Annotated in this window: 26 protein-coding genes and 1 pseudogene; 13 read left to right on the top strand and 14 right to left on the bottom strand. The window is 68.2% G+C overall.

Annotation, left to right across the window (positions count from 1 at the left end; all coding sequences use genetic code 11):
- Positions 1 to 31: 31 nt before the first annotated feature.
- From Sp245p_RS32245 to Sp245p_RS32200, 10 genes and pseudogenes are all read right to left on the bottom strand, one after another.
- The gene (locus Sp245p_RS32245; RefSeq protein WP_014200168.1) at positions 32 to 5083 is read right to left on the bottom strand and encodes a PI-PLC domain-containing protein; all 5052 of its coding nucleotides are present in this window, start codon (positions 5081 to 5083) and stop codon (positions 32 to 34) included.
- A gap of 211 nt (positions 5084 to 5294) precedes the next feature.
- Entirely contained in the window at positions 5295 to 5759 is a 465-nt protein-coding gene (locus Sp245p_RS35340; RefSeq protein WP_014200167.1) for a hypothetical protein, read from the bottom strand.
- A 329-nt stretch (positions 5760 to 6088) separates the two neighbouring features.
- Positions 6089 to 7168, bottom strand: coding sequence for a hypothetical protein (locus Sp245p_RS32235; protein WP_014200166.1), 1080 nt, complete (start codon positions 7166 to 7168; stop codon positions 6089 to 6091).
- A gap of 22 nt (positions 7169 to 7190) precedes the next feature.
- Positions 7191 to 7541: a hypothetical protein gene (locus Sp245p_RS32230; RefSeq protein ID WP_014200165.1), complete on the bottom strand. Its 351-nt coding sequence runs from the start codon at positions 7539 to 7541 to the stop codon at positions 7191 to 7193.
- Positions 7542 to 7808: 267 nt separating this feature from the next.
- Positions 7809 to 8097: pseudogene (locus Sp245p_RS36625) on the bottom strand (RebB family R body protein); the annotation flags it as partial.
- Positions 8094 to 8327, bottom strand: a complete 234-nt coding sequence (locus Sp245p_RS32220) for a RebB family R body protein (RefSeq protein WP_014200163.1) — start codon at positions 8325 to 8327, stop codon at positions 8094 to 8096. The gene Sp245p_RS32220 and the pseudogene Sp245p_RS36625, both read right to left, overlap by 4 nt.
- 125 nt (positions 8328 to 8452) lie before the next feature.
- Complete coding sequence (locus Sp245p_RS32215; RefSeq protein WP_014200162.1) at positions 8453 to 8725, bottom strand: RebB family R body protein; 273 nt, start codon at positions 8723 to 8725, stop codon at positions 8453 to 8455.
- A 96-nt stretch (positions 8726 to 8821) separates the two neighbouring features.
- Positions 8822 to 9088 carry a RebB family R body protein gene (locus Sp245p_RS32210; RefSeq protein WP_014200161.1) on the bottom strand — a complete coding sequence of 89 codons (267 nt, stop codon included), beginning with the start codon at positions 9086 to 9088 and terminating at the stop codon, positions 8822 to 8824.
- A gap of 91 nt (positions 9089 to 9179) precedes the next feature.
- Positions 9180 to 9449, bottom strand: a complete 270-nt coding sequence (locus Sp245p_RS32205; protein ID WP_014200160.1) for a RebB family R body protein — start codon at positions 9447 to 9449, stop codon at positions 9180 to 9182.
- A gap of 100 nt (positions 9450 to 9549) precedes the next feature.
- Positions 9550 to 9840: a RebB family R body protein gene (locus tag Sp245p_RS32200; RefSeq protein WP_014200159.1), complete on the bottom strand. Its 291-nt coding sequence runs from the start codon at positions 9838 to 9840 to the stop codon at positions 9550 to 9552.
- Positions 9841 to 10344: 504 nt separating this feature from the next.
- Between Sp245p_RS32200 and Sp245p_RS32195 the strand changes: the two genes are divergently transcribed.
- Positions 10345 to 10977, top strand: a complete 633-nt coding sequence (locus tag Sp245p_RS32195; protein WP_014200158.1) for a YitT family protein — start codon at positions 10345 to 10347, stop codon at positions 10975 to 10977.
- A 114-nt stretch (positions 10978 to 11091) separates the two neighbouring features.
- On the opposite strand, the gene Sp245p_RS32190 is transcribed toward Sp245p_RS32195, so the two are convergent.
- The gene (locus Sp245p_RS32190) at positions 11092 to 11400 is read right to left on the bottom strand and encodes a GIY-YIG nuclease family protein (RefSeq protein ID WP_244947807.1); all 309 of its coding nucleotides are present in this window, start codon (positions 11398 to 11400) and stop codon (positions 11092 to 11094) included.
- A gap of 171 nt (positions 11401 to 11571) precedes the next feature.
- Between Sp245p_RS32190 and Sp245p_RS32185 the strand changes: the two genes are divergently transcribed.
- Together Sp245p_RS32185 and Sp245p_RS32180 are read left to right on the top strand one after the other, a co-directional pair.
- A complete protein-coding gene (locus Sp245p_RS32185) occupies positions 11572 to 12204 on the top strand; it encodes a DUF2239 family protein (RefSeq protein WP_014200156.1) in 633 nt (210 codons plus the stop codon).
- Between the two features lie 233 nt (positions 12205 to 12437).
- Complete coding sequence (locus tag Sp245p_RS32180) at positions 12438 to 13658, top strand: arabinose transporter (RefSeq protein WP_014200155.1); 1221 nt, start codon at positions 12438 to 12440, stop codon at positions 13656 to 13658.
- 9 nt (positions 13659 to 13667) lie between these two features.
- Here the strand turns inward: Sp245p_RS32180 and Sp245p_RS32175 are convergent, their stop codons facing one another.
- The 3 genes from Sp245p_RS32175 to Sp245p_RS32165 form a co-directional block, all read right to left on the bottom strand.
- Positions 13668 to 14618 (bottom strand): flagellar motor protein MotB, encoded by a 951-nt coding sequence (locus tag Sp245p_RS32175; RefSeq protein ID WP_014200154.1) that lies wholly within the window; start codon positions 14616 to 14618, stop codon positions 13668 to 13670.
- 9 nt (positions 14619 to 14627) lie between these two features.
- A complete protein-coding gene (gene motA / locus Sp245p_RS32170; RefSeq protein WP_094305778.1) occupies positions 14628 to 15515 on the bottom strand; it encodes a flagellar motor stator protein MotA in 888 nt (295 codons plus the stop codon).
- Between the two features lie 70 nt (positions 15516 to 15585).
- Positions 15586 to 17991: a hypothetical protein gene (locus Sp245p_RS32165; RefSeq protein WP_109139277.1), complete on the bottom strand. Its 2406-nt coding sequence runs from the start codon at positions 17989 to 17991 to the stop codon at positions 15586 to 15588.
- Positions 17992 to 18134: 143 nt separating this feature from the next.
- Between Sp245p_RS32165 and flgF the strand changes: the two genes are divergently transcribed.
- The 10 genes from flgF (at position 18135) to Sp245p_RS32115 (ending at position 26060) form a co-directional block, all read left to right on the top strand.
- The gene (flgF, locus tag Sp245p_RS32160) at positions 18135 to 18863 is read left to right on the top strand and encodes a flagellar basal-body rod protein FlgF (protein ID WP_014200151.1); all 729 of its coding nucleotides are present in this window, start codon (positions 18135 to 18137) and stop codon (positions 18861 to 18863) included.
- 18 nt (positions 18864 to 18881) lie between these two features.
- Positions 18882 to 19667 carry a flagellar basal-body rod protein FlgG gene (gene flgG / locus Sp245p_RS32155; protein WP_014200150.1) on the top strand — a complete coding sequence of 262 codons (786 nt, stop codon included), beginning with the start codon at positions 18882 to 18884 and terminating at the stop codon, positions 19665 to 19667.
- A 5-nt stretch (positions 19668 to 19672) separates the two neighbouring features.
- Positions 19673 to 20404, top strand: a complete 732-nt coding sequence (gene flgA, locus Sp245p_RS32150; protein ID WP_109139332.1) for a flagellar basal body P-ring formation chaperone FlgA — start codon at positions 19673 to 19675, stop codon at positions 20402 to 20404.
- 38 nt (positions 20405 to 20442) lie between these two features.
- A complete protein-coding gene (gene flgH / locus Sp245p_RS32145; protein WP_014200148.1) occupies positions 20443 to 21189 on the top strand; it encodes a flagellar basal body L-ring protein FlgH in 747 nt (248 codons plus the stop codon).
- 19 nt (positions 21190 to 21208) lie between these two features.
- Positions 21209 to 21706 (top strand): hypothetical protein, encoded by a 498-nt coding sequence (locus Sp245p_RS32140; RefSeq protein ID WP_014200147.1) that lies wholly within the window; start codon positions 21209 to 21211, stop codon positions 21704 to 21706.
- A gap of 210 nt (positions 21707 to 21916) precedes the next feature.
- Complete coding sequence (locus tag Sp245p_RS32135) at positions 21917 to 22093, top strand: periplasmic nitrate reductase, NapE protein (protein WP_014200146.1); 177 nt, start codon at positions 21917 to 21919, stop codon at positions 22091 to 22093.
- Between the two features lie 7 nt (positions 22094 to 22100).
- Positions 22101 to 22394, top strand: coding sequence for a chaperone NapD (locus Sp245p_RS32130; protein ID WP_014200145.1), 294 nt, complete (start codon positions 22101 to 22103; stop codon positions 22392 to 22394).
- A 44-nt stretch (positions 22395 to 22438) separates the two neighbouring features.
- Positions 22439 to 24949 (top strand): nitrate reductase catalytic subunit NapA, encoded by a 2511-nt coding sequence (napA, locus tag Sp245p_RS32125; RefSeq protein ID WP_014200144.1) that lies wholly within the window; start codon positions 22439 to 22441, stop codon positions 24947 to 24949.
- Between the two features lie 11 nt (positions 24950 to 24960).
- The gene (locus Sp245p_RS32120) at positions 24961 to 25443 is read left to right on the top strand and encodes a nitrate reductase cytochrome c-type subunit (RefSeq protein WP_014200143.1); all 483 of its coding nucleotides are present in this window, start codon (positions 24961 to 24963) and stop codon (positions 25441 to 25443) included.
- Positions 25440 to 26060 carry a NapC/NirT family cytochrome c gene (locus Sp245p_RS32115; RefSeq protein WP_014200142.1) on the top strand — a complete coding sequence of 207 codons (621 nt, stop codon included), beginning with the start codon at positions 25440 to 25442 and terminating at the stop codon, positions 26058 to 26060. Before Sp245p_RS32120 ends, Sp245p_RS32115 begins: the two co-directional genes overlap by 4 nt.
- Positions 26061 to 26564: the final 504 nt, after the last annotated feature.

The following is a 26564-nucleotide window of genomic DNA, read 5'->3' as shown; positions in this document are numbered from 1 at the left end:
GGCTTCAGGCGCGTTGTCGGGCGGCCAGCCGTCAGATCCGCATCAGATTGGCCAAGCGCGCCACCAGACCGGGCGTGATGTCCGTGTTGGCCTCGATCACGGCCATCAGCATCCTCACGTCATCGGGGTGGTCCAGAACGATGCCAATGGCATCGACCTTGGTCCTGTTCAGCGATTCCGGTTGGACGCCGACGAGCTGTTTGATCGCGCCTCCGAAGTCCGTTTCCTTCAAATTCAACTCTGTCAGGGCATGGTCGACTTGGCCGTCGAAGGCGATCTCGACCCCGGCATTGAAAATCAAACGTTCGTAGATCGGGAAATGCCCGTTCTCGATCGCCTCGGACAGGGAATAATTGCCGGTCGCCAGCGTGAGCGGCTTGGCCTGCCTTTGCAGCGCGTTCATGACCGGGGCCGGCACGCTGTCCGAGATGATGACCGTGGAGCTGGATTTGACTTTGGCCGTCAACGTCGTCAATTGACCGGTCTTCCCTTCGGAATTGGGAATGCGGTCATTGACGAAGAGCGCGTCGCTTCGGTCCATCTGGAACGGCTTGGCGATCTTGGTCGCGCCATAGAGCCCGATGATCAGCGCCGGGCCGCCGGTCCTGGCCACATGCGCGCTGACCGCGGTGACCCAGCCCTGAACGCTGGGCACCGTGTTGGCGTAACCGATGTAGATGGCGGGGTTGCCGTCGATGAGCCGGAGAATTTCAGAGGTGGTCCGGCTGGTCTCGGCGAACGTCTTCAGCACGGCGGGCAGATCGACCGGACCGGACCGGCTTCTCGAATTGTAGAAGGCGCCGATTTCACCATGCCCCATGCCCATGAAGGCGTGATGCGGATTGTTGGCGAAGTTGACCACGTTCATCTTTGAAGCCGGCGTTGTCCCATTCTGCCTTTCCGATTGCACCAATTGGCCTCCCCGGTAATCGAGGGTGCCGTATTCATAGAGCCGCAGATTGCGGACCTCTTCCAACTTGAGATTGGTTTTGCGCATCACATCCACCTGCGTGGGCAGTGATGTGCCTTTGAGCATGACCGGATCGGACAACGGCCCCTCGATCACGAAATCCCCGGGCTTGATCTTCTCCAGCATGGTTTCCGAAGTCATGAACCGGTTGGCGTTGAAGGAGGTGCCGGGGGAGAAGGCGCTGTTTTCCTCCTTCACTCCAGTCGCTTTCAAACCGAGTCCCTGGAGCAGACCGACCGTACGCACGATGAAGGCGGTATCGCCCTGACCCATGGCGCTGAAACCCATCACGTAGAACGTCATGCCCGTGTCGGAGCGCAGAAGCGCCAGATTTTCCTCGTAGGATGAGTCATGCGCGAGACGCTCGTTCAGAGCCTGCGCCGCTTCCTTCGCCTCGGTCGTTTTGGTCGGCGGACGGTTCGGCAACAGCGCCGGCGGGCGGAACCTGCCCGGTTTGATCGCCTGGCGGCGTTTCGCCTCCAGCTTGGAGAATCCAAATTCCTCCTGGGCCTGGGTGGTGCTGTGCATGAACCCCTCCCACGCGCGGCCCGAGCCGGGGTGCTGGCCGAGGTTCTCGACCCACCGAAGCGTCGCGTTGCCCGGACCGGACCGCAGTTCCGTCAGGGCTTCGGTGGTTTGCCGGTCGGCGGACGGCGCCGCGCGTCGGAGCATCCCTTCCAACTTGCCGTCGAAGGTTTCGAAGGCGGCGTCGAGGCAAAGCTCGCCGGTTCGGGCGCTGTAGAGCGCGATCCGGGACGGGCAGCGCGACAGGCCGGGGTCGAGGGCGAGCAGATGGGCCCAGCGGCGGTCGAGCCGGCTCCACAGATCATCCGCTTCCGATCCGGACATTCTCGATCTGAACAGGGGCAGGTCGGCCAGAACCTTCGGGTCCAGGCCGATGCCCCAGACGGGATCAATGAGAACCTCCATCACCCGGCTGCGCAGCCGGGCGCGCAGCTGCTCCAGGTCGTCCGTCGTCATCGCCCCGACCTCCGTCGGGAAATCCTTCAGAACGGCCTTGTCCGCGTCGGCGAAGTCGCTCCAGGGAAGGGGCGTGCTCCGCAGAGTCCGCAGCATGGTCTCGATGCGGTCGAGCGGCGCGTCGGGACTGCCGAGCGTCTCGCCGAGCGGCTTGAGGCAGCGCAGGAGCGACACCGCGTCCCGCCCGTCGGGATCACCGGTCAGATAGGTGTTGATCTCCGCGTCCGTGGCGGTGAGGAAGCTCTTCAGATGGACTTGGCCCGTCATGCCCGTGGTCAGCGACCCGATCCGTCTCTCGATGGCCTCGTCAATAACCGTGTCGGCGGCCTTCGCGTCGTTGTCGGCGAGCGCCGGGCGGACCGACTCCCACAGGCCGCGGTCCATGACGGGTTCGGTGCCGCCGTAGATGGTGCCGATGATCCGGCCGGCTGGGGCGCACAGCGGTGCGAAGGCCGGCATCGCCGCCAACGACATCGGATAGTCCAGAATGATGGTCCGGGCATCCAGCTCCGACTGCGTCAGCGGCTTCACGATGCTGCGGACCATTTCCTCCGTCGTCCACGGCCCCGGCGACAGGCGGTCGCCGCCGCCGCTTCCCTGGTTGACGACCAGCAGCCTGAGGGTCCGGCCGGCGGACCCCTTGGCGAGGTCGGAAAGCTGGAGCGCGACCTCCGCCGGATTGGCGCCCAGCGTGATCCTTGCGGCGTCGTCGGGATAGTAGCTCCGCGGGTAATCGGCGTCGGCGCCCTGCGCCAGCTCCGCGCTGCTCAGCATTAGATGGCGGCATCGGCCCTGGCGCAGAGCCTCCAGCGACGGATCGGTGTCTTCCGGCGTTCCGGTGCGCAGGCTTGCGTCGATCAAGGCGTTCAGCGTGCCGGCCAGCCGGTTGTGCACGGCGACATCGTCCGTCAGCACCACGCTTTCGCAGACCGACCGGATCGTGTCGGACAGGGCGGTGACGGGCACTCCGGCGAGCAGCGAGAGGGGTGGCCCGCCTTCCGCGGCAGCCGTCACGGAGAGCGTGGCCCCGACCGGGGCGTAGCGGAAGGGGCCGAGATCCACCTCGGCGTTCCAGACGATGACCAGCCGCCCGCCGTCGCGCTTCAGCGCGAGGTTGCCGCCTTGGGTGACCAGCCAATCCTCGATCAGCGGGGCGGTGGCGATGAGCAGTTCGTCCGGTTGGCGCCCGGTCCCGCTGTCTTGGAGCAGGATGGCGAGGGGGGCCGCCGTCGTGGCCTTTTCTCGCCGCGGCCCGGAATGCTCCAGATGCAGAACCGCCGCCCAGGGACCTTCGATCACCGGTTGGACCCCCAGGCTTTTCAGCGCCGCGGCCAGGGTGGGCAGCGTGTCGGGGTCGTCGAAGCGGGCGCGCAGGAAGGACGCGCGTCTCTCGATATGGTCCTCCATGACCGTTGACACCCACAGGCCGAAGCCCACGGCGTTCGCGGTGGCCGCGGTCCCATCGTTCCAGGCCCCTTCGCTCTTGGCCGCCCTGATCGCCTCCGAGACCGTCTCAGGCAGGGTGGCCAGCTCCGCGTAATCGGGAAGCCGGGCGGCGAACCAGCCGTCGAAGGCCGCCGCCAGCGCCTTGTCCGTGGCAAGACCGTAGCCCTGGCAGGCCTGTTCCAGCATCACGACGAGCAGCCGCTGGACCGTGGCATCGTCGAGTCCGTCGATGGCCTTCAGCGACAGCGGGACGATGCCCTCGCGGATGCGGGCGCGGATCGCCGCGATGCCGTCCGCCGTCGTCCGATCCTGGCTGGCCAGCAGGCCGTGAAGCCGCGTGATCAGCGCCGGAGCGGCGTTCCCCGGCGGGAGCGAGGATTGGCACAGCGCATTGATCGCCTGCAGGGCCGAGGTGATCCGGTAGGCCTCTCCGGGGCGGGGCAGGCCGTCCTCAAGCCGCACGTCTCCGGTGAAGCGCCGCCACTGCTGCTGAACAGCCAGCGTGCCGTGACGCGGGATGGTCACATCGACCAGAACGGCGGCGCAGCCGTTGCGCCCGTAGTCCGAGGCACCCCGGCTTCCGATGCCCGTCACCCCGTCCTCCGTCACCCCGCTGCCTGCGTCGTCCGTTGGGAGTTCCGCGGGCGTCGCGCCGGCAAGCCGGTGCAGCAGCCCGTACAACTCCAGCTTGAGCGAGAACAGCGCCATGACAAGGATGTTGTGCAGACGCTGGAACAGGGCGAACCAGGACGGTGCCGGCAGGCTGGGGTTGATGAGCAACTGGACGGTCCAGCCGTTCGCGCCTTCGCTGCCGTCCTCCAGGACGATGAACCGGCTGTTCCCGGATGGATCGATTTCCGCCATCCGCTGCGCCAACGTCCGCAAGTGGCTGCGCAGCCACCCCGCCAGTTGCGGATAGCCGCCGTTGAGGAGGCGGGTCAGCTTGCGGTCGGCGACGGCCAGCCGGTCCGCGGGCAGCGGAAGGTCATGCCGGACCTTGAACCGGATGGCGAGCCGGAGGCGGCAGGCGGCTTCGGCGGCGTAGGACAGATGCACGCCTCCGGCGGCCTGCGTCGCGTCGCCCAGGGCATCGGTGATCCGGGCGAGGCCTGCCACGATGGCCGTCACCGCGTCCCAGCTTTGCGCCGCCGCGATGTCCTGGTCGAGGCCGAGCAGCTGTCGCCGCTCCTCCGCAAAGGGGGCGGTGCCGCCAGCCTCCTCCGGTCCGGCGAACGCGTCGATCAGCGGCATCAGGACGTCGCGGGCGTCGCGCAGCCGCCGCGAAATGGCGTCGGCCCCGATGGGCTTGCCGTCCTTCGCCTCTCCGACGACGCGCAGCGCCTGCTTCAACAGATCGAGGGCGGCGTTCAGCCGGTCATCGGGCAGGGGAAAGCACGCGCCTTCATAAACCGCTCCCGGCGCCACTCCCAGCAGCGCCGCGTTTCCATCGTCCGCCACGAACAGCCGGCCCATGGCGGCGGTCTGGACGGCGGCGGTCTGGATGGCGGCTCGCTCGCCGGGCGCCGCGATCCCCAGGACGGAATTCCGCACCATCCGCAGCCAGGCGGTCTGCAATGGCTGGAGCGGGTGGACGGCGGCGGCGGTCCAGCCATGCAGGACGTCGCGCTGGGACGCCGGCGCCACCGGCAGGCCCAGCGCCGTCGCGGCGGCGGCCACCGCGTCCATGCTCGCTTCCACTGGAATGGAGGGCGGGGTGGAGGACGGGGATTCGGACGCGACAACGATCAATCTCCGGCGCGTGCGGGACGGCATGCGGGATGTCCTTCGGCTCGGTTGGGGAGGTGTTCGGGAGTGGGCGGAAACGCGCCCGCCCCGCGCGCTCCGGCGGGACCGCGCGGTGTCGCGGTCCCGCCGGAGCGGCGGATCGTCCGGGGCCTTACAGGGCCGGGTCGCCCTTGCTGTTCATCGCCCGCGCGATCTGGGCGCTGGCCGCGGCCATGGCCTGCTGCGCCGCCTCGGTGGCCGCGGCGACGGCCTTCTGCTGCTGCTCGCTGGCCTGCTGCATCGCCTGACCGCCGGCGCCGCTGCTGGCCTGGAGGGCCTGGGACATCGCCTCCTGCGCCTGCGACATGGCGCCCTGCTCGTCTGCATGGCCGCCGGGGTGCGCGGTCAGGCCGGGGATCGCCTCCACGGCGTGGCCGGCGAGCTGGATGGCCTGCTCGACCGCGGACAGGGCCTGTTCGGCGGCGGCGTTCACGCTCTTCACCGCATGGTCGAGCAGCGCGCTGGCGATTTCGGCGGGCGTCTTGGTGCCCGTTTCGAACGGCGACGTATCGGGCGCCGTGTCGACCGCAGAATTGGCCGCAGAATTGGCCGCAGAATTGGCCGCCGCATCGGTCACCGGTGTCGTCGATGACGTCGGCGATGGCGATGGCGGCGATGGCGATGGCGGCGGTGGCGGAGCGGCGGGAGGCGGCGTGTCCGGCGGCGCCGGAGCGGCCGGCGGTTCAGGGTTCGGGCTGCTGGGGGGCTGGGAAACGCCCATCCTTCGATCTCCTTCGTCCGGTTCGGTTTTGCGGGGCGCTGGGCGGCGGGGCCGTCGGCGTCTCCGTCGGCGCCGGCGTCTCCGCCGCCGATGCGGTCGGCGTGGATGGCACAGAGGCTGGCGCAGAAGGCGGTGCACAGGGCGGTGCAGAAGGCGCCGCCCCGGTCACGGCCGGCAGGGGCGAGTCAGGCGGCGGTGGCGGTGGTGGCTGCCGTGGTGGTGGCGGGGGGATCGGGGCGAAAGCAGCGCAGGGAGATCACCCCCGCGGCCCCCATCTGGATTTCCGCCTGAATGCCCTTGCCGAAGACGGGGAAGAGACAGGACGCGCCGTCCTGGCCCATGATGCCGCGTTGCGGCGGCGTCGCCGACAGCAGGGCCTGCGCCCCGGCGAGATAGCCGGCCACCAGCACCCGCACCGCGTCGCCGGTCTCGTCCCGGAAGGCCGTGTCGCGGACGATCTGCAGCGCCCCGTCCGACAGGCGGGCAAAGCCGACCGGCCGGCCGCCCTTCTGCCAGTTGGAAACGGCCCGCGCCACGTCCGCCGGTGCGGCCAGCGGGGGGACCTGTGGGCATTCCAGAAAGCCGAACAACTGTGGGAGGATGGTTTCCAGCGCGCCGCCGGCCCGTTTCTTCCGGTCGTCCGGCGTCGCGGTCAGGGAGCCCAGCCGGTTCACGTAGATCAGATAGAACTGATAATAGTCCGCGAACTCCTGCACGGTGCGCGCCTGGTCCACCGCGAAGGCGGCCGCCTCCTTCTGCAGCTCGGGGTTCGCCGTCCCCTGGCTTTCCTTGCGGTAGAGCAGCTCCTGCACCGCCAGCTGCTCATCGAAGCCCATGAACTGGAAGACCGGAGCCCCGGAAACTCCCAGGCCGGCGAGGAAGGACGCGCTGGCGGCGAAGTCGTCCTGGGTCAGGAGATTGTGGTCGGCGAGGATGCGCTTGACCTGGGCCGACACCGTGGCGCTGGCGTCGCCGGATTCGGCGTCGGCCAGCGTGCGCAGGCTGTCCACCCCCAGCGTCATCAGCTTCACCGGGCTGACCATCAGCTTCATGGTGGGCAGAAGGGCCAGCCGCGTCGCGTGAAGACCCTGCTGGACCTGCTCCACGAGCGTGCTCTCGTCCGGGAAATCATAGCGCGGACCGGCGTTGCTGATGGCCCAGTCGAGCCACTCCGACCCGCCATCGATGAAGGCGAGCGCAAGCCGCCCCAGGTCGGTGAGCCCGGCGCGGTTCTGGATCATCTTGTTGGCGACAGAGACGGTCATGGTGGGGACACCTGCGTAAGGGTCAGCTCGACGGGAAGCTATTCAGGACCGTGGAGGCCGCGGTACCGATGCTGGTGAAGTCGTTGGCGGCGCTCGTCATCATTCCCTGGGCCTGGGTCAGGGCGGTGACGTATTTCGGGTCGCCCGTCGCCAGGAGCTGCGCCATCGCGACACCGATCGCCGTGGTGGCGATGGTCGAGACGTTGCGCAGCGTGTCCGTCGCGTCCTGCACGGCCATGGCCGTGGACTGGGCGACCGCCTGATAGGCTTTCCCCGCGCCACTGGTGGTAACGACCTGCTGGCTCATGGTCGCCGTCTGCGTCTGGTTTATGACGTCAATGATCTGCGCATTGACCTTCGTGGGCTCCGACATGAAGGCTCCTTGCTCGTTGTGGCCTGGACGGCCGGCCGCTGGGGGATGGGCGCGGGGTCAATCACGACCCGCCGCTGACGGTGCTGTTTCCGGTTCCGCCGGCGACGGTGCCGTTCCCGGTTCCACCGCTGACGGTGCTGTTCCCGGTGCCACCGGCGACGGTGCTGTTTCCGGTTCCGCCAGCGACGGTGCTGTTTCCAGAGCCGCCGACGACCGTGGAGGGCAGGGTGGTGAGCGAGGTCGTCAGCAGCGGAGTCAGCGGCTGCAGGGGAGACGCGTTGCCCCCGGAGGTGGACGAGCCCGAGGGCGGCGGCGGGGGCGTGGTGGGGAAGGGCACGGACAGCATCTTGGCGCAGGCGGCGGTGACCGCGGCGGAGTTGACCATGCCGGCGTTCTGCTGGCGGTGCACGGCGTTGTGCATCGCCATGCCGAGCGTCTCGACCATCACGGCGTCGAGCATGGCGAACGACTGCGCGGGGGACTGTCCCGTCAGAAGCGTGACGATGTCCGACGTCGCGTCGATCACCTGGGTGTTCACGGTGCCTTCGTCGCTCATGATTTTGCGGTTCCCTTGGTGATGATCAGCGTGAGGACCTGGGCGAGCGCGGCTTCGGTGATGACCTGGGCGCGCTGCTGGTTGGCGACGGCGTTCTGCATGGCCAGGCCGAGGCTGTCGGCCATGGCGACGTAGGTCATGTCCATCGCCAGGGATGGGGTCAGGCCAAGCGGTATCGCCGTGTTCGCCGCGACCGATCCGGCAAGACTGGAGGAGCCTCCATCCGGCATTCACGCACTCCTGCCTTCAGGCTCCTGCCACTGGCTTCTGCGGACACGGGCTTATGCGCGACCGGGCGCTTCAACCTGCGGCGGAGGCCGCCCCCGGTGCTCCGAGGGCGGCCCGCCGGCTCTCCTTAGGAGAGGCCCAGGATCTGGGTGGTGACGACGCCGGTCGAGGCCGTGTCGACGGAGTACAGGGTCGACAGGCCCTGCGTGGTGGCCGCCTGCATCACCACGTAGGACTGCTGCTGGTTGTTCGTGGCGTTGTGGGCCGCGTTCGACAGCGCCTGGCTGGTGGCGACGAACAGGTTGCCCATCGCGACGGCCGGGGCGTCGCCCAGGACCTTGGTGTTGACCTGGGAGACCGAGTCCGTGATCTGGTTGTTCAGGGCGGTCGGGAAAGCCATCGTGTTTGCTCCTTACATCAGATGTTGCGTTGGTTCGAGGCCAAAGCGCCGGCGGCGGTGCGGCGGACGGCGGCGGGTGCCGCGTCCGCCGACCGGTCAGCCGAGGAGCTTCGACGTGGCGGCGCCGGTGGTCGCGGTGTCGATGGAGTAGAGCATCGCGACGCCCGTCGTCGTGGCGGCCTGCGCCGTGACGTACATCTGCTGCTGCGCCAGGGTCGCGTTGTGGGCCGCGTTGGCCAGCGCCTGGGCGGTGGCCTGGTACAGGTTGCCCATGGCGATCGCCGGCGAGCTGCCAACGACCTGGACGTTGCTCTGGGCTACGGAATCGGTGATCTGGCTGTTGACTGCCGTCGGGAAAGCCATCTGACGTTATTCCTTGGCGAATGGTTCGGGATGGATGGCCGGCGGCCCGTTCCGGATGCCCGCGGGCGCCCGGTCCTGGCCGGTCGGCTCATCAGCTCCCCAGGATCGACTTGGTGGCGACGCCGGTGGAGGCGGTGTCGATCGAGTAGAGCGTCGCGACGCCCATGGTCGTGGCGGCCTGCATGGTCACGTAGGACTGCTGCTGGTTGTTGGTGGCGTTGTGGGCCGCGTTGGCCAGCGCCTGGGCCGTGGCCTGGAACAGGTTGCCCATGGCGATCGCCGGAGCGTCGCCCAGGACCTTGGTGTTGGCCTGGGTGACGGAATCGGTGATCTGGTCGTTCACGGCGGTCGGGAAAGCCATTTGTTCGTCCTCTTCGGTTGTCTGCCGCCCGCCCGCGATCCCTCATGGAAGGCGGGGTGGCGCAGGTGGTTTGAAACGTCGATGGCGGCGCGGGTCCGGCTTACGAGCCGAGGCCCTTGACGCCGGTGCTGAGGATGCTCTTCGTCGCCACGCCGGTGGAGGCGGTGTCGATCGAGTAGAGCGTGGCCACGCCCTGGGTGGTGGCGGCCTGCGCGGTCACGTAGGACTGCTGCTGGGCGTTGGTGGCGTTGTGGGCCGCGTTGGCCAGCGCCTGAGCCGTGGCCTGGAACAGGTTGCCCATGGCGATCGCCGGAGCGTCGCCCAGGACCTTGGTGTTGGCCTGGGTGACGGAATCGGTGATCTGGTCGTTCACGGCGGTCGGAAATGCCATTGTCTTTCCTCACTGGTGGGGCCGGTTTCAAAGGCGGCCGCTGGTGGCGTCGATCATTCGCGCAGCCCCATGCGACCATGGGGTGCGTGAACAGCGGACGGTGCGACTGTAGCGAGGCGGCTTGCCGCGCGATTGGTCTATCCGGCGAAAGAATCCGGCGGACCGCGTGAGTTTTGTGTGCCTGGGTTGCGCTTTGGCGATCAATGCGGGGAAAGCGTGCGGTGTTGGCGCGACCGATTCTTGCGCGGTGGGCGCAACGATGGACGCAAGGCCGTGCAATTCCGCGTCCCACCGCCCGCGCCCCCGCGCGGAAAACCCGCGCCATCCGGAGGAATCGACGGCGAGGGGAGGGGCGACGGGAACGCGAAGCGGCGTCGTACCACGGATTGCGGGGACGGCGAACGAACTTACGCCGCTCTATTCTTGGTCTGGTCTTTGATGATACTGTCGATGTGAAACGAAGTCTGGAAGGTGCCGAGCGTGCTCAAGAAAAGTGCAGTATCTATGGCCCCAAACACTGCCCTTGCAACAAATGAAACCAAACGGGCGGCGCACAGCGCATTTGATAATGCGCAGGGGCAGTTGTTCGGCATCATCATGACCGCGTTCGGGATTTCCATACTGCATGCCGCCGGATTGATCACCGGGCAGGCGGCGGGGCTGTCCTTCGTCATCGCCTACGCCACGGGGCTGGATTTCGGCCCGGTGTTCTTCGTGGTGAACCTGCCCTTCTACGCGCTGGCGCTGGCGCGCATCGGCTGGCGCTTCACCGCGAAGTCGCTTCTGGCGGTCACCAGCATCTCGGTGCTGACCACTCTGGCGCCCCACGCGATCCGCTACGACGCGCTGCATCCCTATGTGGCGGCGGTTCTGGCGGGCTTCTGCATCGGCATCGGGGTGATCGGCCTGTTCCGCCACGGCTCCAGCGGCGGCGGGGTGGGCATTCTCGCCTTCTACATCCAGGAGAAGACGGGCTTCCGCGCCGGCTGGCTCCAGGCCATGTTCGACGTGGTGATCTTCTCCATGGCGGTCTTCGTGATCGACGGGAAGGCGGTGCTGGCCTCGATGCTGGGGGCGGCGGTGTTGAACGCCTTCGTCGCCTTCAACCACCGGACGGACTGGTACGTGGCCCGCTGAAGGCCGTGCATCGGATAGGAGAGGTGCGGCCCCGCACCTCCCGGCACCTTCATCACCGTTTTGTCGGGTGCACTTGCCGCTCCTGGCGCCTCATCCGGTCAGGGAAAGCCACGGTCAAAGCACGGCCGCATCCAGCGCTTCGCGCCAATGCTGAACGCGTTTCTTCAAAGCCGCTCTCTGGGCATAAACCAGCGTTTCCTCCTCCAGACGCTCAAGGATCTCGAAACTCAGGCTGTCCGCTCCATGCTCGTTCCAGATGGCCTGGAGGTCACGGCTGGGGCTGGAGTTCTGTTTGAGCTGAAACCACAAGCGGTTCTGGATGGTGCTCAGATCGGGCGCAGCACCCACCCAGACCTTGCCGGCTGCCACGCACCGCAGCGCGTAGACACCGGCGGACACCTTCCGCTCCTTGTAGGCGGTCACGGCCGCCTTTCTGTCCTGACCAGTTGTCATTGTTCCGCTCACTCCGGCTGCGCGGTCTGAACCTCAACGTCCTGGCTTTGTCATTTACACCCGGGTAATATTGCCTTCAAGCTTTTTATCCGGGTATAAATTGCGCGCGCTTGCCCACACACATGTTATCGGAGAGCCACCGTGAACGATGCCCCGACCGAGGGACCGTCCTGCACCGCCTTCATCGGTGACGGGCTGTTTGCTGCCGGAACACCGAAGGATGTGGCGCTTGCCATCAAGCGGGCCGCCACGTCCGGCAACGATGCCGTCATCCTTGTCTTCGACGACCAGACCGGGCGCCAAATCGACTTCGATCTGAGCGGAAGTGAGGAAGAGGTCGCCGAACGTCTTCGCACCACGAAGGACGACGTGTCGCCGCAAAGGCAGAGCATGGGTGCGCCGACGCGCGGCCGGCCCAAGCTCGGTGTCGTCGCGCGGGAGGTGACCTTGCTCCCGCGCCACTGGGAGTGGCTCGCCGCGCAACCGGAGGGCGCGTCAGCGGTGATCCGCCGGTTGATCGACGCCGCCCGCAACCAAAGAAGCGGTGTCGAGCGCGCGCGTCAGGCCCAAGCTGCAGCGGACCGTTTCATGATGTCCATGCTGGGCGATCAGCAGGGGTGGGAGGAAGCCTCACGGTCACTTTATGCCGGCGATGGGAAACGCTTCCAGGAGCTGACGGAATCCTGGCCTGTGGACCTGCGAAACCATGCACGCCGATTGGCGGCGCCGGCCTTTATGACAAGTGTTGAGAATGTGCGGGATTCCGGCACCTGACATTCCGCATCGGAACAGGGCCCCCTCGGGGAAGAGGGAACGTCAAAGGTGACAGTCTCGGCCGACGCGGCCTGTTGCAATTCTCCGCGGGCTTGGTACCCTGTTCCGCATCGCCAGCCACGCTGGCCGTAAGCGTTCAACGTCAACCAACGCACTCAACGATCCTCGCCGATCGGAGTGCGTTCGCGTGTTCGGACGGACGGCCATCGGCGGGGACCAGTGTGGAGCACACCATGGGTCCCCACCAAAGGCCGGATCAAAGGCCGGCGGCGGCGCGCGATCCGGCGCAGGGCCGCCTGATCGTCCTGACCGCCGTCCTCTTCATCTCCTATCTCTGTGTCGCCCTGTCCCTTCCCGTCGTGCCGCTGTTCGTGGCCGGGGATCTCGGGATGGGCAATGTCTGGGCCGGGCTGGGCGTGGGAAGCGCCTTCCTCGCCACCATTCTCAGCCGCGGCTTTGCCGGAACCTTTTCCGACCGACGCGGCGCCAAGCGCGCGGTCGGGCGGGGGCTGGCCTTCTATGTGGCCGGCGGGCTGGTCTCGATGGCCGCCGGTCCTCTATCGTTCTCGCCATGGGCGGCCTTTTCCGTGCTGGTGGCGGGCCGCCTGCTCATCGGCGTCGGCGAAAGCCTCGTCGGGGTCGGGGTGGTCGCCTGGGGGATCGGCATCGTCGGTCCACAGCGCTCGGGCCGTGTGCTGGCGCTGATCGGGGCGGCGCTCTACGGCGCCTTCGCGGCGGGCGGACCGCTGGGGCTGGCGCTGCTCGACCGCTTCGGCTTTTCCGGCGTCATGGCGGTCAGCGCGCTGCTGCCCGCCGTCGGGCTTCTGGCGATCCGGCGCATGGAAGGGACCCCGGCCCACCCCGACGCCGAGCGCCCGCCCTTCCGCAGCGTGCTGGGGCGGATCTGGCGGCAGGGCGCCGTCGTCAGCCTCCAGGGCATCGGCTTCGCCGCCATCGGCGCCTTCTTCTCGCTGCACTTCGTCCGCGAGGGCTGGCCCCACGCCGGGCTCGGCCTGACCGCCTTCGGGCTCGGCTTCGTGCTCGTCCGCTTCGCGCTCGGCCATCTGCCCGACCGCTTCGGCGGCCTGCGCGTGGCGATGGGGTCGCTGGCGGTGGAGGCGGTCGGGCAGGCGCTGCTGTGGACCGCGGGCGACCCCGTCACGGCGCTGGCCGGCGCCTTCCTGACGGGGCTCGGCTGCTCGCTGGTCTTTCCCGCCATGGGGCGGGAGGTCGTCCATCTCGTCGAGCCGCAACTCCGCGGCACCGCGCTCGGCGCCTTCGCGGCGTTCCAGGACGTCGCCTACGGCCTGACCGGCCCGCTGGCCGGTCTGCTCGCCGACCGGGTGGGCTACGGCGGCGTCTTCCTGCTGGGGAGCGCCGCCGCCGTGCTGGGCTTCCTGACCACCGTCCAACTGCTCCGCGCGCGGCCGGTGGTGAAGACGAGCCCGACCTGAGGGGCTTCCTTATTCCCCCGCCGCGGCCTTCAGGAGGGTGATGCTGATCCGCCGGTTCTGCGGGGCCAGCGGGTTGGCGGCGTCGAGATGGTCGAGGTCGGCGCGGCCCTCCACCCGGACGATCCGCCGGGCCGGCACGCCGGCGGCGATCAGCTCGCGGCGGGCGGCGTTGGCGCGGTCGCTGGACAGTTCCCAGTTGCCGTACTTCGCCCCGTCCGCATAGCCCAGCGCGTCGGTGTGGCCGGTGATGCTGAGGCGGTTGGGCGACGACGCGACGGCGCCGGCGACCAGCCGCATCAGGCGGCGCCCCTGCTCGTTCATCTGGGCGGAGCCGACGTTGTACATCGACACCTTGGCCTGATCGGTGAGCTGCACGCGCAGGCCGACGGACGTCTGCTCAATGACGACGCTGCCGGCGAGCGCCCCCAGTTCCGGCATCGTTTCCAGCGCCGTGCGCAGGTCGCGTTCGGCCTTTTCCAACCCCTGCTGTTCGCTCAGCGCCGCGGTCTGGCGGTCGAGCAGGGCTTCCAGCTCCGCCCGCGCGTCGCGGTCCGGCTGGCTTTTGCCGCCGGGCGGGTTGGGCATGGGGTCCTTGCGGCCGGCGGGCTCGCGGTCGCTCTCGCCCAGCGAGGCGACGACGGGCGGCGCGGCCACCGGCACGCTGTGCTCCCCCGGCGCGTTGGGGGTGGACAACGCCCCCGTCTTGTCCACCGCCCGCCCGGCGAGCATGCCGTCGGCGCCCGAGTTGGACTGCGACAGGGCCACCGGGTTGAAATAGTCGGCGATGCCCTTGCGCTGCTCCACCGTGGTGATGTTCATCAGCCACATGATGAGGAAGAAGGTCATCATCGCCGTCACGAAGTCGGCGTAGGCCAGCTTCCAGGCGCTGTTGTGCTCCTCCTCCTCCTCGCCGTAGCGGCGCTTGATGATGATCGTCGGCTCGATGCGCTTGCGGGGCATGGCGGGGCCTCAGGCGGGCTGGCTCGCCTCGCGGGCCTTCGCCTGCGAGGAGAGGGTGGTGGCGACCTCGACCTCGGCAAGGCTCGGCTGCGTGTCGGCGAACAGCACCTTGCGGGCGAACTCCGCGCAGACCTGCGGGGGGCTGCCGCGCAGATAGGCGCCCAGCCCCGCGCGCACGCAGATGAACAGCGTCAGCTCCGCCTCGCGGCGATGGCGGGCGGCGGCGGCGATCGGGCCGACCAGACCGTAGGACAGCAGCACGCCGAGGAAGGTGCCGGTCAGCGCCCCGCCGATCATGTGGCCCAGCACTTCCGGCGGCTCGCTGATCGCGCTCATGGCGTTGATGACGCCCAGCACGGCGGCGACGATGCCCAGCGCCGGCAGCGCGTCGGCCAAATTCTGCAGCGCCTTCGGCACCTGGTTCAGCTCGCGCCCGATGGTCTCGATCTCCTCGTTCATCAGGGCTTCCAGGTCGTGCGGGTTGTCCTGGCCCAGCGCGATCAGGCGCATGTAGTCGCACAGGAAGGTGACGCAGCGCGGCTGGCGGAAGACCGAGGGGTACTGGGCGAAGATCGGGCTGTCGTCCGGCTTGTCGATGTCGCTCTCGATGTTCGACACGCCCTTGGACTTCGCCTGCCGCAGCAGGGCGTAGAGCAGCGAGATCAGGTCGAGATACTCGTCCTTGCTGGTGTGCCGTCCGCGCGCCACCGCGCCGATGGTGCGCACGGTGGCGCGCAACACCGCCATGGAGTTCGCGATGACATAGCCGCCGATGCCGGCGCCGACGATGATGACGATCTCCACGGGCTGCCACAGCACGCCCATCCGCCCGCCCATGGCGGCGAAGCCGCCGAGCACGCTCAGGAAGACCGCGACGATTCCGAACAGCAAACGCATGATGTGTGTCCTCCGGCTCGGCCGAAAAGAGGGATCGGGCTCAGGGAGCCGTCGTGTGGGGCGGGAGCGTTCAGGGCGTTTTCCACCGGCGCAGCATGCCGGCCAGCGCATCGGCGGCGGCCAACTGGCCGCTGACCGTGGCGCTGGACAGCGGCTTGCCCGGCGGGTCGGGCGGGACGGCCAGGGCGTCGAGCAGGCCGGCCCAGCGGGTCCCGGCCAGCGCCTTGCCGTGGCGCTCCGTGGCGGCGGTGACCGCCGCGTCGTCGCCCGCCCGGAAGGCGGCCAGCGCGTGGAAGGCGATGTCGTCCGGCAGGGGAGCATCCTGCCCGCCCAGCAGCTCAGCGTAGGCGGCGCGGGCCGCCGGCCACTCGCCGGCCCGGAACAGGCTGTCCGCCCGGATGCGCGCCGCTTCGGGGCCGGTCAGGCCACGCAGCGCGTCGAAGGCGCGCATCGCCTCGCCCTCGGTGGCGAAGGCCTCGGCGCGCAGCAGGGCGCGGCGTTCAGCCGCCTGTGCGTCCGGCGCGGGGCCGGCGGTGTGGTCCAGCACGGCCAGCGCCTCCGACCCGCGCCCGGCGTCCAGCAGCACGCGGGCCAGTTCCAGCCCGACCGCCGCGCGCTGGGCGCCGCGCGTGGCCTCGGCGACGGTGTGGAGCAGACGCGCGGCCTCCAGCGTGAAGCCGCCGCGGGCCAGCAGCCGGGCGAGACGGCGCTGCTGCGTTCCGGCATCGTCGTCGGTCAGCGCCACCGTGCGGCCGTAGCGCACCTGGAGGGACAACGCGTCGAGCGCGCTGCCCGGAGTCGTCTCCAGATGGCCGATCACCGCGTCGAGAAGCCCCCGCCCGGTGGTCAGCGCCGCGCGCCCGCGCGCCGTCGCGCCGAAGCGGCGACCCAGCAGGCCGAAGATGTCGAGCGCCGCGTCGATCCGCCCGGCGCGGGTGTAGGCGGCGCCCAGCGCGGCCAATGCGTCCGTCTCGACGTCGCCGCCGCGCCAGGCGTAGCGCAGGCTTTCCAGCTCCGCGATGGCGCCGGGATCGTCCAAAGCGCCGCTGGCCAGCCGCAGCTCGATGGAGCGGACCTGGGCGCGGTGGCCGTAGAGGTTGGGCAGGGCGGAGGCGCGCTTGTAGTGGGTCAGCGCCTCGGCCGTCTCGTTGTGCAGCTCCGCCAGACGGCCTCGGAAGAAGTCGAGCCGCCCGTCGGTGGAGCCGATGCCGTCCAGCGTGATCATCTCCAGCACGATCAGGTTCAGCGACGGGCCGTCCGCCGCCTCGCCCGCCGATTCGGCGAGCAGGGTGAGCAGGCGGCCGCGCAGGTCGGCGGGGTAGGACAGCAGCCGCTTCAGCGCGATGGGCAGGCTCGATTTGGCCGCGGTCCAGCGGCTGGGGGCCAGGGTGGCGCTGCGCCAGACATGGTGGTCGGCGGCGGCGGGGGTGGGCTGGGCGCGGACGAACTGGCTGTCGTCGGGATCGGCGGTGCCGTCCAGCGCGCGGAAGGCGTCGCGCAGCAGGCGCAGTTCGTAGCGCTGGTCCGGCCCCGGCGTCAGGCTCTCCGCGGCGTCCAGCGCGGCGCGGCCCTCCTCCGGCAGGGCGCGGGCCAGCGTGAAGCGGGCCATGGCGAGCAGCGCGTCCACCCGCGCACGGCCCTGGCTCTCGGCGATGCGCTGTTCCAGATGCTGCTTGCGCGCGGGGTAATCGTCGCCGGCCCAGGCGTCCAGGTCGAAGGCGCGGATCGGCGGGTCGGTCTGGACGGTGGGGGTGGGGGCCACGACCGGCGGCATGGCTGACGGCGGCACGGCGGCCACCGTCCGGACGGGCTCCGGCTTCGGCGGCGGGCCCTTGGCGACCGGTTGCGGCTGAACCGGTGGCGGTGCCTGGACCACGGGTTGCGCCTGGACGATCGGCTGCGCCTGGGCGCTGGCGACCGGGCTCAGCCGTTCGGCGAGGCTGACAGGCGCCGCTTGGGCGGACGCTGTTGGGGCGGGCACCGGTTCGGGAGTTGGCGGCGGCGCGATCATTGGAAACACCGACGCGCCGGGCGCCTCGGCCAGCAGGACGCCTTCGGACGCCGGGACCGGGGCGCCTGGCTTGCGCGCCGGGCGCGGCGGGTCGGCCACGTCGATGAAGGTGATCCGCCGCTCCCGGCGCACAGTGACGCGGGCGCCGCAGGGCCAGTCCATCGTCAGGCTGCGTCCCTCCTCCCCGGTCTGGAAGCCGGTCAGCCGCCGCGAGTAGGTGCCGTTCAGCGCCTCCAGCGGCCAGGGGACCGCCTGCGAAAAGGCGACGCGCCCGCCGCAGCTTCCCACATCGACCGCCGGGGCGCCCTGCGCGTTGACCAGCGCCAGACGCGAGAAGTCGGCGTGGTCGCCCGTCTGCACGGTGATGGGGGCGGGGATGGAGTCCGCGGCGCTCGCGGGCGCGGTGAGGGCGGTGGTGACCGACAGCAGGGCCAGGGAGATGGACAGGGTCCGGCAGGGATGCATCGCGACTGCCCCAAATTTTATCTAAATCGGAATCAAATCCCCCAAGACACCGGTCAGTTCCCGTCGCGGCGCCTCAGGTTGAAACCCGGCTTTAAACTGCATCACCTAGGTTAAGGCGGCGTTCAAACCGAAGGTGTCCGGCGATGGAGAATCCCCTTTACATTGGATTGTCGCGGCAAGTGGCCTTGCGCCGGCAGCTCGATGTCGTGGCGAACAACATCGCCAACATGAACACTGCGGGATTCCGCGGTGAACGCATGCTGTTCGAAGCGGCGATGGAGCGCGGCGGCATGAAGCCGTCCGACAAGATCGCCTTCACCATCGACCGCGCCACCTACACCGACTTCACCGCCGGCAGCCTGAAGCCGACCGACAACCCCTACGACGTGGCGCTGGACGGCGACGGCTGGCTCCAGGTGCAGACGCCGGACGGCCCGCGCTACACCCGCGACGGGCGGATGCGGCGCGACGTCGACGGGCAGCTCGTGAACGCCGGCGGCTTCCCCTATCTGGACGACAATCAGCAGCCCATCGTCATCCCGGCCGACCGCAGCCGGATGGAGATCGGCACCGACGGGCTGGTCTCCGCCGACAACGAGATGATCGCCCGGCTGCGCGTCGTCCGCTTCGAGAGCCCGCAGGCGCTGGCCCAGACTGGCGACGTGCTGTTCGACGCCGTGGACGCCCAGCCCCTGCCGGCCCCCGACACCCGGATCATCCAGGGCAAGGTGGAGCAGTCCAACGTCCAGTCCATCGCCGAGATGTCGCGGATGATGGAGCTGACGCGCGACTACCAGTCGGTCACCCGCATGATGGACGACGGGCAGGACCTGCTGCGCTCCGCCATCAACCGCCTCGGCAAATCCGCTTAAAACCAGGAGATTGCGTCCATGCGCGTGCTCAGCATCGCTTCGACCGGCATGATGGCCCAGCAGTTGAACGTCGAGGTCATCTCCAACAACATCGCCAACATCAACACCACCGCCTTCAAGCGCGGGCGCGCCGAGTTCCAGGACCTGATGTACCAGTCGGAACGGCGCCAGGGCAGCCAGTCCACCGACGCCGGCACCATCATCCCGACCGGCATCGAGGTCGGCCTCGGCGTGCGTCCGGGGGCGGTCAACCGCATCAACACGACCGGCAACCTGACCTCCACCGGGAACGAGCTGGACCTCGCCATCGAGGGGCGCGGCTACTTCAACATCCGCATGCCGGCGGGCGAGACCGCCTACACCCGCGCCGGCGGGTTCAAGCTGTCGCCGGAGGGCACCATCGTGACCAGCGACGGCCACCCGGTGCTGCCGGAGGTCACCGTGCCGCAGGGCACGCGGGAAATCGCGGTGAACAGCTCCGGCGAGGTGCAGGCCTTCGTCGACGGGCAGACCCGCCCGCGCGTGCTGGGCCAGCTCGTGATGACCGTGTTCGTCAACGAATCCGGTCTGGAGGCGATGGGCGACAACCTCTTCCGCGCCACCCCCGCCTCGGGCGAGCCGCAGGACGGCACCGGCGGGCAGGCGGGCTTCGGCACCATCCGGCAGAAGTATCTGGAATCCTCCAACGTCAACGTCGTCCAGGAGATCACCGAACTCATCTCCGCCCAGCGCGCCTACGAGATGAACGCGAAGGTGGTCGAGGCCGGCGACCAGATGGCCTCCACCCTGTCGAACATGCGGTGACCGCCATGCGGCGTTCCGTTCTTCATCTGGCCGGAGTCGCGGTCGCCCTGCATCTGCTCGGCGCGCCGGTTCAGGCGGCCTATCTCTCCGATGGCGAGGGAGCCGTCGAGGCGCTGCTGGCGCAGGAGCTGGCGGCCTCGCTCGGTCCGGCGGTGCCGCCGGACGCGCGGGTCTCGCTGGTGCTGACCGCGCCCTTCGCCGGCCCGGTGGAGGCGGTGCGCGACCTGTCCTACGACCCGCGCGGCGGGCTGGTCCGCGCGCTGGTCAGCAGCAACGGGCGCATCGTCGAGGTGAAGGCCAAGGCCGACATCATGGTCGAGGTGCCGGTGCCGACGCGCCGCATCCTTCCCGGCGAGGTGATCGCCGACAGCGACCTGACCACCATCCCGATGCCGCTGGAGCGGCTGAACGGCGCCGTCATCACCTCCCGCGACAGCCTCGCCGGGCTGGCCAGCCGCCGCCAGCTCTCCGCCGGGCGGCTGATCCAGACCTCGGCGGTCGGCGCCCCGCTGGTGGTCCAGCGCAACAAGCCGGTCAGCCTCGTCTACGAGGACGGGCCGCTGCAGCTGATGGCGCGCGGCCGTGCTTTGCAGGACGGCGGGGTGGGGGAGCTGGTGCGGGTGATGAACATCGCCAGCAACATCGTCGTCACCGGAACCATCACCGGCCCGCAGACCGTCACCGTCGCCGGGCCTCCGGACGCCATGCCGCCCAACGCGGCTTCCGCGAAATTCTGAGTCCAGTCACCCGAGTCCAATTTAAGGACACCACCGCCATGCGCACGCTTCCGCACCGCCGCGTCCTGCTTCCCTTCCTCGCCCTGACGGTGGCGCTCGCCGGCTGCGGGCGGCTGGCCGACGTGGGGCAGGCGCCGCGCCTGTCGGAAATCTCCAACCCCGCCATGGCGCCGGAGGCGCGGGTCATCTCCATGCCGATGCCGCGCCCCAACACCAACGAGCAGGTGCCGAGTTCGCTGTGGCGCACCGGGTCCCGCGACTTCTTCCGCGACCCGCGGGCCAAGCAGGTGGGCGATCTGCTGACCGTCATCATCAACATCGCCGATCAGGCGCAGCTGCAGAACCAGACGCAGCGCCAGCGCTCGAACGCCGAGTCGGCGGGCGTGCCGAACTTCTTCGGGCTGGAGTCGCGGCTGCCCGCGGTGCTGCCCGACGCGGTGAACCCGTCCAGCCTCGTCGATATGGACAGCTCCTCCTCCTCCTCCGGCACCGGGACGATCCAGCGCAACGAGCGCATCGCCATGCGCGCCGCGGCGGTGGTGACCGAGGTGCTGCCCAACGGCAACTTCGTGATCGCCGGCCGGCAGGAGGTGCGGGTGAACTACGAGCTGCGCGAGATGCGCATCGCCGGGGTCATCCGGCCGGAGGACATCACCAACGTGAACACCATCGACTACGACAAGATCGCCGAGGCGCGGATCACCTACGGCGGGCGCGGCCAGATCACCGACGTCCAACAGCCGCGCTACGGCCAGCAGGTCTTCGACATCATCATGCCCTTCTGAGCGGCGGGGAAACGCGACCATGGCGGACCGTCCCGGACCCAGCCGTTATTCGGTGTTCGTGCTCTGCGCCGCGCTGGCGGCCGCGGTGGGTTACGGCATCGGACGCCTGCAGCTGACGCTCGGCGCCGAGGAAAAGGCCGCGGCGGAGCAGCAGGCCGGCGCCGGCCCGGATCTGCCCACCGACGGTCCCGGCCCCTTCTATGTGGAGGTCGGGCAACTGATGGTGCCGGTGCTGGTGGAGGGCCGCACCAACGCCTTCATCCTGACCCAGATCACCCTGCAGACGGGCAGCGTCGAGCAATCCAACCTGCTGCGCCGCCATCTGCCCCACGCGCGCAACGCCCTGCTCCAGGCCCTGTTCGGCATGGCGGGGGCGGGTGCCTTCGACGGCCCGTCGGTCGATCCCGCCACCGTCGCCAAATCCCTGAAGCAGGCCGCCGCCGAGCAGCTCGGCCCCGACCTCGTGCGCGGCGTGCTGATCGACCGCCTGATGCGCCAGGAAAACACCCGGCTGTAACACGCCCAATCCCGGTTCGCTCCGTCAGCCCCTCCCTCGCGCTCAGCGGGGGAGGGGTTTTGCGTTGGCGTGCGGCAAAACGTCCAAGCAACGAAAGTACCGGTACTTAAGGACTGAGTCAGTGCCGGCACTTGACCTCGGTCAAGCCACTCATGATGCGAAAGGATGAAGCTCCGCGGCGATACCGTTCGATCAATCCATGGGATCGCCATGAACGCGCCGCCCGCCCGCACCGCTGACACCGCTGCCCCGACCCGCCGCTTCGAGGGGCTGGTCTTCTTCGCTCTCTCCATCCTGATCTGGCCGTTCCTGGCGATCGGGCTGGTCGGGGCCTACGGCTTCTCCGTCTGGATGTACCAGATCCTGTCCCTCTTCAGCGGGATGTGAGGCGGCCATGCCCGAACTGCACATTTCCAGCCTCGTCATCCAGCACGCGCCCGACCGCACCGCCGCCCTGAAGGAGGTGGTCTTGGCGCTCGACGGCGCCGACTGGCACGCGTCGGAGAACGGCAAGACCATCGTCACGCTGGAAACCGCGACGGAAGCCGAGGTCCTGGACCGCATCGCCGACATCAACGCCATGGCGGGCGTCCACACCACCACGCTGGTCTACCACCACTACGAGGATGCCGAGCGCTGCGCGGAGCCGATGCCCGCCGACACCGCTCTCGTCCCCCACGCCCATTGACGTCCGTCCAAGAAAAGACGACCCGCCCCAGGAGGCACCCCCCTATGTCCCTGACCCGCCGTGATTATCTGAAGGTCCAAGCCGCCGTGACAGCGGCGGCGGCGGCCGGTGTGAGCCTGCCGTCCGTCATCCAGCCCGCCGAGGCCGGCACCCTGACGGCCGGCGCCGACGCCAAGCTCACCTGGTCGAAGGCCCCCTGCCGCTTCTGCGGCACCGGCTGCGGCGTCATGGTCGGTGTGAAGGAGGGGCGCATCGTCGCCACCCACGGCGACGTGAAGGCCGAGGTCAACCGCGGCCTGAACTGCGTGAAGGGCTATTTCCTGTCCAAGATCATGTACGGCGAGGACCGGCTGACCCAGCCGCTGCTGCGCATGAAGGACGGCCAGTTCCACAAGGAAGGCGAATTCACCCCGATCAGTTGGGACCAGGCCTTCGACATCATGGCCACCAAGTGGAAGGAGACCCTGAAGAAGAAGGGTCCGACCGCGGTGGGCATGTTCGGCTCCGGCCAGTGGACGATCATGGAAGGCTACGCCGCCTCCAAGTTCATGAAGGCGGGCCTGCGCTCCAACAATCTGGACCCCAACGCCCGCCACTGCATGGCGTCGGCGGTGGTCGGCTTCATGCGCACCTTCGGCATGGACGAGCCAATGGGCTGCTACGACGACATGGAGCAGGCCGACGCCTTCGTGCTGTGGGGCTCCAACATGGCGGAGATGCACCCCATCCTGTGGACCCGCGTCACCGACCGCCGGCTGACCCATGAGGGCTGCAAGGTCGCCGTCCTGTCCACCTACGAGCACCGCAGCTTCGACCTCGCCGACATCGGCCTGGTCTTCACGCCGCAGTCCGATCTGGCGATCCTCAACTACATCGCCAACCACATCATCAAGACGGGCCGGGTGAACCAGGAGTTCATCGCCAAGCACGTCAACTTCAAGCGCGGCCGCGACGACATCGGCTACGGCCTGCGGCCCGAGCATCCGCTGGAGCAGAAGGCGAAGAACGTCGCCAAGGCCAACGAGTCCGACCCGATCTCCTTCGAGGAGTTCGCGAAGTTCGTCGAGCCCTACACGCTGGAGAAGGCGCACGAGCTGTCGGGCGTTCCGAAGAACCGGCTGGAGGCGCTGGCCGAGCTGTACGCCGACCCGAAGGTGAAGGTCATGTCCTTCTGGACCATGGGCTTCAACCAGCACACCCGCGGCGTCTGGGCCAACAATCTCGTCTACAACATCCATCTGCTGACCGGGAAGATCAGCCAGCCGGGCTGCGGTCCCTTCTCGCTGACCGGCCAGCCGTCGGCCTGCGGCACGGCGCGCGAGGTCGGCACCTTCTCGCACCGGTTGCCCGCCGACATGGTGGTCACCAACCCGGAACACCGCAAGCACGCCGAGGAGATCTGGAAGCTGCCCGAAGGCACGATCCCGGACAAGGTCGGCTACCACGCCGTCCAGCAGGACCGCATGCTGAAGGACGGCAAGCTCAACGCCTACTGGGTCCAGTGCAACAACAACATGCAGACGGCGCCGAACACGGCGAACGAGACCTATCTGGGCTATCGGAACCCGGAGAACTTCATCGTCGTGTCGGACGCCTATCCGACGGTGACGGCGCTGGCCGCCGACCTGATCCTGCCGACCGCCATGTGGGTGGAGAAGGAAGGCGGCTACGGCAACGCCGAACGCCGCACCCAGGTCTGGCACCAGCTCGTCGGTGCGCCCGGCGAGGCGCGTTCCGACCTCTGGCAGATCATCGAATTCTCCAAGCGCTTCGCGATTGAGGAGGTGTGGCCGGAGGAGCTGATCGCCAAGAAGCCGGAGGTCCGCGGCAAGACGCTCTACGACGTGCTGTACTGCAACGGTCAGGTCAACGCCTTCCCGCTGTCCGACTGCGACCCGGCCTATGAGAACCGGGAATCGCAGGCCTTCGGCTTCTACGTCCATAAGGGTCTGTTCGAGGAATACGCGACCTTCGGGCGCGGCCATGGCCACGACCTCGCCCCCTACGACATGTACCACCAGGAGCGCGGCCTGCGCTGGCCGGTGGTGAACGGCAAGGAGACGAAGTGGCGCTACCGCGAGGGCTTCGACCCCTACGTTCCGGCGGGCGAGGGCGTGCGCTTCTACGGCAACAAGGACGGCAAGGCGAACATCTTCGCGCTGCCCTATGAGCCGGCGGCGGAATCGCCGGACAAGGACTACCCGTTCTGGCTCTGCACCGGCCGCGTGGTCGAGCATTGGCACTCCGGCTCCATGACGCTGCGCGTCCCGGAGCTGCGCAAGGCCTTCCCCAGCGCCGTCGTCTTCATCCATCCCGACGACGCCAAGGATCTGAACCTGCGGCGCGGGCAGGAGGTGCGCATCGCCTCCCGCCGCGGCGAGGTGCGGGTGCGGGTCGAGACGCGGGGCCGCAACAAGCCGCCGCGGGGCCTCGTCTTCGTGCCCTTCTTCGACCACACGGTGCTCATCAACAAGGTGACGCTGGACGCCACCGACCCGCTGAGCAAGCAGACCGACTTCAAGAAATGCGCGGTCAAGATCATTCCTGTCGCGTGAGGAGCCCGTCCATGAAGACCCGCATCATCTTTGCCGCCCTCGCGCTGGCCGCGGCCATGCCGCTCCTGGTGTCCGGCGTGTTCGCCGCGGACGGGGCCGCCCCCGCGAAGGTTCCCTCCGGCCCGCACCCGATCACCCAGGAGATCCCCGCCGACCCGATGGCGAAGGAGATCACCGACGATCACAAGCGGGCGCGGAACTACGCCGACCAGCCGCCGCTGATCCCGCACGCGATCCGCGACTACCAGATCGACCTGAACATCAACAAATGCATGACCTGCCATGACCGCAAGAACACCGAGGGCTCGCAGGCCCCGATGATCTCGGTCACCCACTTCCAGGACCGCGACGGCCAGACGCTGGGCGCGGTCAGCCCGCGGCGCTACTTCTGCACCCAGTGCCATGTGCCGCAGACCGACGCCCAGCCGATCACCGGCAACCGCTTCCGCGACATCGACAGCATCCTGGCGGGCGGAAAGGAAGGCGCCAAATGAAGGGCCTTCTGAGCTTCGCCGGACGCTTCTGGCGCGTCTTCTCGCGGCCCAGCGTGCATTTCAGCCTGGGCTTCCTGACGCTGGGCGGCTTCCTGGCCGGCGTGATGTTCTGGGGCGGCTTCAACACCGCCCTGGAGGTCACCAACAAGGAGGCCTTCTGCATCTCCTGCCACGAGATGAAGAACAACCCCTACGAGGAGCTGAAGCAGACCATCCACTTCACCAACCGCTCCGGCGTGCGCGCCACCTGCCCGGACTGCCACGTCCCGCACGACTGGACGCACAAGATCGGGCGCAAGATGCAGGCATCGAAGGAGGTCTGGGGCAAGATCTTCGGCACCATCGACACCCGCGAGAAGTTCCTGGACAAGCGGCTGGAGTTGGCCACCCACGAATGGGACCGGCTGAAATCCAACAACTCTTTGGAATGCCGCAACTGCCACAGCGCGGAGTCCATGGACATCACCCGCCAGAACCCGCGGGCGGCCAAGATGCACGAGACCTACCTGTTCACCGGCGAGCGGACCTGCATCGACTGCCACAAGGGCATTGCCCACCGGCTTCCCGACATGAAGGGTGTCGAGCCCGGCTGGACCGGAACAGTGTCGGCGAAGTAAACCACCAAAGGTTGATTTTTGGCTCCGGCCTCCCCGTCTCGCGGCGGGGAGGCCGCAGTTGTTTCGGAGATTATCTATTCTGATAACATATCCGGCAACGCCATTTTCGATCCAAGATGCAATCCAACATTCTTATGTGCTCTCTAAGTTGTTTATCTGTCGTGATGATTTCCTATAAGAAGAAGGCCCATGGCCCGTGTGGAGGAACCTTCCTCATGGCATTGCGCCACTATCTCTAAGGTCTTGTTTTTGCGGGCATTCGCATGCGGCATGTTGTCGCGCAAGATGTTTTACTGGGATTAAATGTAGTCCCTGGTTTTGGGTGGTGCATGTCGTGTTTCTTTTTCGCTCGCGTTTTGGCATAGATGATGTTTAAAAAGTGAATATAATTACACTTTTTTAATTTTGAGATGATTTGCAAATCACTGAATGAACTAGAAGTTGATATGACATTCGCACAAAGGTAGGAGGAAAGTAGAAGAAATTTCTTTCGAACGGGGTATT

Origin of the sequence: Azospirillum baldaniorum, assembly GCF_003119195.2 — a bacterium.
Lineage (GTDB): Bacteria > Pseudomonadota > Alphaproteobacteria > Azospirillales > Azospirillaceae > Azospirillum > Azospirillum baldaniorum.
This window is presented reverse-complemented; position numbering and strand designations above follow the sequence as displayed.

Excerpts from the sequence above, each read along its gene's own strand:
- Sp245p_RS32245 (WP_014200168.1), bottom strand. The coding sequence starts at position 5,083 with ATGGACGCGGTGGCCGCCGCCGCGACGGCGCTGGGCCTGCCGGTGGCG.
- Sp245p_RS32235 (WP_014200166.1), bottom strand. The coding sequence starts at position 7,168 with ATGACCGTCTCTGTCGCCAACAAGATGATCCAGAACCGCGCCGGGCTC.
- Sp245p_RS32230 (WP_014200165.1), bottom strand. The coding sequence starts at position 7,541 with ATGTCGGAGCCCACGAAGGTCAATGCGCAGATCATTGACGTCATAAAC.
- Sp245p_RS32220 (WP_014200163.1), bottom strand. The coding sequence starts at position 8,327 with ATGCCGGATGGAGGCTCCTCCAGTCTTGCCGGATCGGTCGCGGCGAAC.
- Sp245p_RS32215 (WP_014200162.1), bottom strand. The coding sequence starts at position 8,725 with ATGGCTTTCCCGACCGCCCTGAACAACCAGATCACGGACTCGGTCTCC.
- Sp245p_RS32210 (WP_014200161.1), bottom strand. The coding sequence starts at position 9,088 with ATGGCTTTCCCGACGGCAGTCAACAGCCAGATCACCGATTCCGTAGCC.
- Sp245p_RS32205 (WP_014200160.1), bottom strand. The coding sequence starts at position 9,449 with ATGGCTTTCCCGACCGCCGTGAACGACCAGATCACCGATTCCGTCACC.
- Sp245p_RS32200 (WP_014200159.1), bottom strand. The coding sequence starts at position 9,840 with ATGGCATTTCCGACCGCCGTGAACGACCAGATCACCGATTCCGTCACC.
- Sp245p_RS32195 (WP_014200158.1), top strand. The coding sequence starts at position 10,345 with ATGGCCCCAAACACTGCCCTTGCAACAAATGAAACCAAACGGGCGGCG.
- Sp245p_RS32180 (WP_014200155.1), top strand. The coding sequence starts at position 12,438 with ATGGGTCCCCACCAAAGGCCGGATCAAAGGCCGGCGGCGGCGCGCGAT.
- Sp245p_RS32175 (WP_014200154.1), bottom strand. The coding sequence starts at position 14,618 with ATGCCCCGCAAGCGCATCGAGCCGACGATCATCATCAAGCGCCGCTAC.
- motA (WP_094305778.1), bottom strand. The coding sequence starts at position 15,515 with ATGCGTTTGCTGTTCGGAATCGTCGCGGTCTTCCTGAGCGTGCTCGGC.
- Sp245p_RS32165 (WP_109139277.1), bottom strand. The coding sequence starts at position 17,991 with ATGCATCCCTGCCGGACCCTGTCCATCTCCCTGGCCCTGCTGTCGGTC.
- flgF (WP_014200151.1), top strand. The coding sequence starts at position 18,135 with ATGGAGAATCCCCTTTACATTGGATTGTCGCGGCAAGTGGCCTTGCGC.
- flgG (WP_014200150.1), top strand. The coding sequence starts at position 18,882 with ATGCGCGTGCTCAGCATCGCTTCGACCGGCATGATGGCCCAGCAGTTG.
- flgA (WP_109139332.1), top strand. The coding sequence starts at position 19,673 with ATGCGGCGTTCCGTTCTTCATCTGGCCGGAGTCGCGGTCGCCCTGCAT.
- flgH (WP_014200148.1), top strand. The coding sequence starts at position 20,443 with ATGCGCACGCTTCCGCACCGCCGCGTCCTGCTTCCCTTCCTCGCCCTG.
- Sp245p_RS32140 (WP_014200147.1), top strand. The coding sequence starts at position 21,209 with ATGGCGGACCGTCCCGGACCCAGCCGTTATTCGGTGTTCGTGCTCTGC.
- Sp245p_RS32135 (WP_014200146.1), top strand. The coding sequence starts at position 21,917 with ATGAACGCGCCGCCCGCCCGCACCGCTGACACCGCTGCCCCGACCCGC.
- Sp245p_RS32130 (WP_014200145.1), top strand. The coding sequence starts at position 22,101 with ATGCCCGAACTGCACATTTCCAGCCTCGTCATCCAGCACGCGCCCGAC.
- napA (WP_014200144.1), top strand. The coding sequence starts at position 22,439 with ATGTCCCTGACCCGCCGTGATTATCTGAAGGTCCAAGCCGCCGTGACA.
- Sp245p_RS32120 (WP_014200143.1), top strand. The coding sequence starts at position 24,961 with ATGAAGACCCGCATCATCTTTGCCGCCCTCGCGCTGGCCGCGGCCATG.
- Sp245p_RS32115 (WP_014200142.1), top strand. The coding sequence starts at position 25,440 with ATGAAGGGCCTTCTGAGCTTCGCCGGACGCTTCTGGCGCGTCTTCTCG.